The organism is Inquilinus limosus (assembly GCF_002195995.1).
Taxonomy (GTDB): Bacteria; Pseudomonadota; Alphaproteobacteria; order DSM-16000; family Inquilinaceae; genus Inquilinus; species Inquilinus limosus_C.
Window position 1 is genome coordinate 1 of the sequence record NZ_NHON01000181.1, and the last position, 6,058, is coordinate 6,058.

The 6,058-nt window shown below is 70.8% G+C and carries 4 protein-coding genes; 1 reads left to right on the plus strand and 3 read right to left on the minus strand.

Annotated features, from left to right (window positions below):
• The 3 genes from BWR60_RS35415 to BWR60_RS35425 all read right to left on the minus strand — a co-directional run.
• A partial coding sequence (locus tag BWR60_RS35415) for a hypothetical protein (protein WP_218823835.1) occupies nucleotides 1-263 on the minus strand: 263 nt, incomplete at its 3' end.
• A 29-nt stretch (nucleotides 264-292) separates the two neighbouring features.
• Nucleotides 293-577 carry a DUF4242 domain-containing protein gene (locus BWR60_RS35420; protein WP_088157959.1) on the minus strand — a complete coding sequence of 95 codons (285 nt, stop codon included), beginning with the start codon at nucleotides 575-577 and terminating at the stop codon, nucleotides 293-295.
• A gap of 75 nt (nucleotides 578-652) precedes the next feature.
• Nucleotides 653-3,094 carry a penicillin-binding protein 1A gene (locus BWR60_RS35425; protein WP_179222079.1) on the minus strand — a complete coding sequence of 814 codons (2,442 nt, stop codon included), beginning with the start codon at nucleotides 3,092-3,094 and terminating at the stop codon, nucleotides 653-655.
• A gap of 580 nt (nucleotides 3,095-3,674) precedes the next feature.
• Between BWR60_RS35425 and BWR60_RS35430 the strand changes: the two genes are divergently transcribed.
• On the plus strand, nucleotides 3,675-6,058 hold a 2,384-nt coding region (locus tag BWR60_RS35430; RefSeq protein WP_088157963.1), incomplete at its 3' end, for an Rne/Rng family ribonuclease.

Below are 6,058 nucleotides of genomic sequence, written 5' to 3' on the forward strand. Positions count from 1 at the left end.
CCGCGCCCGCGCACCGCCGCGGCCAGGCGCTGCCGCGCCGCCGCGTTCTCGGCCCCCGGCGTCAGCCGGCTGCGCGGGTTGTCGGCGCTGATGAAGCCGGCGCCGGCCGCGCCGCGCCCAAGGGCGCCCTGCTTGGCCAGCCAGGCCTCGGCCGCCGGGTTGCGGCGGTCGATCCGCACCTCGTGCCCGGCGCCGTCGGCGGTGAACAGGTAGCGGGTGTCGCGATAGGCCTCGAGCAGCCGGATGAACTCCGACAGGCCCATCGCCAGCCCCGCCCGCAGCCGGCGATCCGTCAGCCGGCCCGCTCGGTGGTCGGGTCGATCATCTTGCGGATCTCGGTGATCCTGGTCGCCGGGAAGCCGCTGATCTCGGCATGCTTGCGGATCACCGCCTCGTCCTTGGCGAGGTAGACGCAGAAGGTCTTGTTGTCGGCGACATAGCTCTCGACCCACTGGATGTCCGGGCCGATCTCACGCAGCGCCTCGTTCGACTTGGCCGCGGCGCCGCGCAGCTGCTCGCGCTCGAGGGTGCCAACATCCGGGATATCGCGCTCGATGATGAACTTGCGAAGGGCCATGCGTTCCTCCTGGGTTGGGACGGGTGATCGTGCCTGTCCCCATTGCTGTGCGTCGTCCGGGTTGCGGCGGGCGGATCAGTACAGCCCGCCGGTCCCGGTGGTCGCGTCGGGCACGGTGTCGCCGAAGCCGGTCGTGCCCTGGTCGGTGGGCGTGCCGCCGCCGCCGTCGAGCCGGTCGAGGGCGTAGCCGGTGCCGGGCTCGGTGCCCGGGCGGAACGCCTCCCAGATCGTGTCGCCGCCGCTGCCATAGGCGGGCTGGCCGGTCAGCCGGTCGATCTTGACCAGATTGACCCCCGGCGGGATGCGGAAGGGCGGCACGTCCTTGCCCTTGAGCGCCGCCGACATGAAGTCGCGGAAGATCGGCAGCGCCGCGGTCGACCCCCATTCCCGGGCGCCCAGCGTCCTCGGGTCGTCGAAGCCGACATAGATCGCCACCACCAGGTCGGGCGCGAAACCGACGAACCAGGCGTCCTTGGCGTCGTTGGTGGTGCCGGTCTTGCCGGCCAGGGTGAAGCCCAGCTTGTTCAGCGCCGAGGCGGTGCCGCGCTGGACCACGCCCTGCAGGATCGAGGTGATCTGGTAGGCCGAGACCGGGTCGGCGATCTGCTCGCGCGTGTCCGCGATCACCGGCGTCGCCTGGTCGGCCCAGGGCTGGCCGCAGGCCTCGCAGGGGCGGTCGTCATGCCGGTAGATGGTGCGGCCGGTGCGGTCCTGGATCCGGTCGATGAAGGTCGGGACCACCTTCTTGCCGCCATTGGCGATCTGGGCGAAGCCGGTGGCCATCTGCAGCGGCGTGGTGGCGCCGGCGCCGAGCGCCATCGAGTAGAGCAGCGGCATGTCCTTGTAGACGCCGAACCGCTCCGCCGTGTCCTTGACCTTGTCCAGGCCGACCGCCTGGATCAGCCGCACCGTCATCAGGTTGCGCGACCGCTCGACGCCGACGCGCAGCGGCATCGGGCCCAGGAACCGGTGGTCGTCATTCTCCGGCGTCCAGTCGGTGGTGCCGACATCGATCGTGATCGGGGCGTCGTCGATGATGGTGGCCGGGGTGTAGCCGGCCTCCAGCGCCGTCAGATAGACGAAGGGCTTGAAGGTCGAGCCCGGCTGGCGCACCGCCTGGGTGCCGCGGTCGAACTCGCTCATCGCGTAGTCGTAGCCGCCGGTGATCGCCATCACCCGGCCGGTGTTCGGGTCCAGCGCCACCAGCGCGCCCTGCACATTGGGGATCTGGCGCAGGCCGAACTCCTGCGGCACCGACTTGTCCTCCGGCACCGCGCCGGTCGGCTCGACCAGGATCACGTCGCCCTTGGCTAGCACGTCGGACGGCCTGCGCGGCTCGGCGCCGACGGTCTGGTTCTCGCGCCAGGGCCGGGCCCATTTCATCTCGGCGAAGGGGATGGTGCCGTGGCTCTTGTCCGAGAAGCCGATCGCGGCGGCCTTGGCGTCGACATCGAGCACCACCGCCATCTGCCAGTCGCCCGCGCCGGCCGGCCGCTGGATCGCGGCGAGCTGCCCGGCCCAGTCGTCGAAGCCCTCGATCTTCTTCAAGGGCCCGCGCCAGCCATGCCGCATGTCGTAGCTGCGCAGGCCGTCGCGCAGCGACTGGTCGGCCAGGTCCTGCAGATGCGGGTCCAGCGAGGTGCGCACCGACAGCCCGCCCTGGTAGAGCGCGTCGTTGCCGTAGAGCCGCTGCAGCTCGCGCCGCACCTCCTCGGCGAAGTAGTTGGCGCTGACGAACTCGATCTGCCGCCGGTCCTTGGTCACCAGCGGCTCGGCCCGGGCGGCGTCGGCCTGCTCCCGGGTGATCGCCCCGTCCTCGAGCAGCCGGCCGATGACGTAGTTGCGGCGGTTGACGGCCGCGTCCATCCGGGTCTTCGGGTCGTAGCTGCTGGGCGCCTTCGGCAGGCCGGCCAGGAAGGCGGCCTCGGAGACCGTCAGGTCCTTCAGCGGCTTGTTGAAATAGGCCAGCGCCGCCGCCGCCACGCCATAGGCGCCGCGGCCGAGATAGATCTGGTTCAGGTACAGCTCGAGGATCTGCTGCTTGGTGAAGGCGCTCTCGATCCGGAACGCCAGCAGCATCTCGCGGATCTTGCGGCTGATCGCCCGGTCCGGCGTCAGGAAGAAGTTGCGCGCCACCTGCTGGGTGATGGTCGACGCGCCCTCGACCCGGCGGCCGGAGGCATAGTTCTGGATCGCCGAGATCCCGGCCCGGGCGACGCCCTGCAGGTCGACGCCCGGATGGTCGTAGAAGCGCTGGTCCTCGGCCGACACGAACGCCTGGGCGACAAGGGGCGGAATCGCCCCGAACGGCACGAACAGCCGGTTCTGGCTGGCATACTCCGCCATCAGCCGGCCGTCGGCCGCGTGCAGCCGGGTGGTGATCGGCGGCGCGTATTCGGCCAGCTGCGCCGTGTCCGGCAGGTCGCGGCCGAAATAGCTCGCGGCGGCGAAGACCCCGACGGCCGCGATGACGAGGAGGAGGATGAGGGAGGACAGGAGCCAGCCGATCAGGCGCATCGGACCTTGGGGGCAATGAATGGGCGGTGGCGGCCGCCCCGGAATGGCGGAACCGGCCGTCGGGGCCGGCCTCGACGGAGAAGCGAATAGGCCGCGATTGTGTTCCGTTGATGACCGCGCGGGCCGGCGGGGCCTCCTGTTACCATAGCGCCAACCCCAAGTCAGGTCCCTGCGACCGCGCGTGCCTGTTACGCTCGAAATCTCCCATTGTCGGAACCGCGGGGCCTCGGTATCGTGACGGCGCGACAGTCTGTCCGATCGGCCGATCGGGTTTCCAGGTCCCCTGGGCATCCGCGTCGGCCGCGCGGCGGCACATCGATTTCCGCCGGGAAACGTCCATCGTCGAACGGCCGGCACGCGATGCGCGGCTGCGGATGTCGGGCGGCATTGAGATCAACTCGAGGCCGTGCCCCGGCGCATCCGCGCCGGACCGGTGGTCGCGGACCCTCCCGTCTGGCCTGCTGCGAAGCGCCGTTCTCGGGTGATCACGGTTCGCGCCCCCGGCGGCTTCGGCAGGACAAGGACGTGCCGCAGCCCCGTTCGTCGCGCGGGGCCGCTGGCTGCGTCGCAGGGTTTGTACATGGCAAAAAGAATGCTGGTGGACGCCACCCATGCGGAAGAAACGCGGGTGGTGGTGCTGGACGGCAATCGGCTCGAGGAATTCGACTTCGAGACCGAAGCCAAGAAGCAGCTGAAGGGCAACATCTACCTGGCCAAGGTGACGCGGGTCGAACCCTCGCTCCAGGCCGCCTTCGTCGAGTATGGCGGGAACCGGCACGGTTTCCTGGCCTTCTCGGAAATCCATCCCGACTACTACCGGATCCCGATCGCCGACCGCGAGGCCTTGCTGGCCCGCCAGGCGGCGGAGGCCGACGAGGCCGAGGCCGTCGAGGCCAAGCCGGCCGAGCCGGCATCCCGCCGGCGCCGCGGCCGTGACCGCCGCCCGGCCCGCGCCGAGGCCGCCGAGGCCGGCCCGAGCGAGATCGTCGAGGCCGTCGAGGCGGCCGGCGACGCCGTGGCGGGCGAGGTGATCGCCGCCGAGGCCGCGGGCGAGGGCGGCTTCGGCGAGACCCTGTCGACCGAGGGCGACAGCGGCCCGGTGGCCCTGCTGGCCCCGGCCGAGGCGCCGAAGGGCGACGACCCGGCCACGGCCGAGGGCGAGAACGGCAACGGCAACGGTCATGGTCACAGCCATGACGGCGAGCACGAGCCCGTCGAGGTGCTGGGCGGCGACGAGGCCGAGGAGGCCCGCGACCGCCGCTCGAAGCTGCCGAACTACCGCAACTACAAGATCCAGGAGGTCATCAAGCGCCGGCAGATCATGCTGGTGCAGGTGACCAAGGAGGAGCGCGGCAACAAGGGTGCGGCGCTGACCACCTACCTGTCGCTGGCCGGCCGCTACTGCGTGCTGATGCCGAACACGCCGCGCGGCGGCGGCATCAGCCGGAAGATCGCCAATCCCAAGGATCGCAAGAAGATGAAGGCGATCATGGATGACCTGGACGTGCCGGACGGCATGGCGGTCATCCTGCGGACGGCGGGTCTGGAGCGGACCAAGCTGGAGATCCGGCGCGACCTCGACTACCTGCTGCGACTGTGGGATTCGATCCGGCAGACGACGCTGCAGTCGACCGCGCCCTGCGCCATCCATGAGGAGGCGGACCTGATCAAGCGGGCGATCCGCGACCTCTACTCGAAGGATATCGAGGAGGTCCTGGTCGCCGGCGAGGAGGGCTACCGCACCGCCAAGGACTTCATGCGCATGCTCATGCCGAGCCATGCCAAGAAGGTCCAGCCGTACCAGGACGAGAACGTCCCGCTCTTCCACCGCTTCAACGTGGAAGGCCAGATCGATGCGATGCACAGCCCGGTGGTGCAGCTGCGCTCCGGCGGCTACATCGTCATCAACCCGACCGAGGCGCTGGTCTCGATCGACGTCAACTCCGGCCGCTCGACCCGCGAGCGGAACATCGAGGAGACGGCGTACAAGACCAACCTGGAGGCCGCCGACGAGGTGGCCCGCCAGCTGCGCCTGCGCGACCTGGCCGGGCTGATCGTCATCGACTTCATCGACATGGAGGACGACCGCCACAACAAGGCGGTCGAGCACCGGCTGAAGGAGGCGATGCGGCAGGACCGCGCCCGCATCCAGATCGGCCGGATCAGCGCCTTCGGCCTGCTCGAGCTGTCGCGCCAGCGGCTGCGCCCGAGCCTGATGGAGACGCATTTCGAGACCTGCGCCCATTGCGGCGGCCTGGGCATGACCCGGACCACCGGATCGGCCGCCCTGTCGGTGCTGCGCGCGATCGAGGAGGAGGGCATCCGCAAGCGCGCCTCCGAGATCACCGTGCATGTCGCCACCGCGATGGCGCTGTACCTGCTGAACCAGAAGCGCGACGCCCTGGCCGACATCGAGCGGCGCTACGGCGTGCGGGTGATGGTCGAGGCCGATGACAGCCTGATCCCGCCGGCGCACCGGATCGAGCGCACCCGGGCCCGCAGCGCCGAGCTGCCGGTCCTGCCGGCTCCGGTCGACAACACCGCCCGGATCATGGCCGAGACCGACGCCGCGCTGGAGGCCGAGGCCGAAGAGGTCGAGGACGAGACCGAAGAGGTCGAGGAAACGGCCGAGGCCCGGGAGCCTGCGCGCCAGCAGCAGCGTCCGGGACAGCCGCAGCAGCATCATGGCCAGCAGCAGGCCGATGGCGASGGCCGCGGCCGCCGCCGCCGCCGGCGGCGCGGCCGCCGGCGCGGTGACGGTGAGGGTCATCGCGGCGACCAGCCTGCGGCCGTCGCGGCCGATGGCAGCTTCGGCTACGACCCGCGCGACGAGGGCGAGGAAGGTGGCGCCGAGGATCAGGCGGCCGAGCCGTTCACCCTCGAGGCCGCGGATGCCGTGAGCCATGCCGAGCCCGTCGAGGAGGCCGCTCCGGTGGCCGCCGAGCCGGCCGTCGCCGCCCCGGC

Excerpts from the sequence above, each read along its gene's own strand:
- BWR60_RS35420 (WP_088157959.1), bottom strand. The coding sequence starts at position 577 with ATGGCCCTTCGCAAGTTCATCATCGAGCGCGATATCCCGGATGTTGGC.
- BWR60_RS35425 (WP_179222079.1), bottom strand. The coding sequence starts at position 3,094 with ATGCGCCTGATCGGCTGGCTCCTGTCCTCCCTCATCCTCCTCCTCGTC.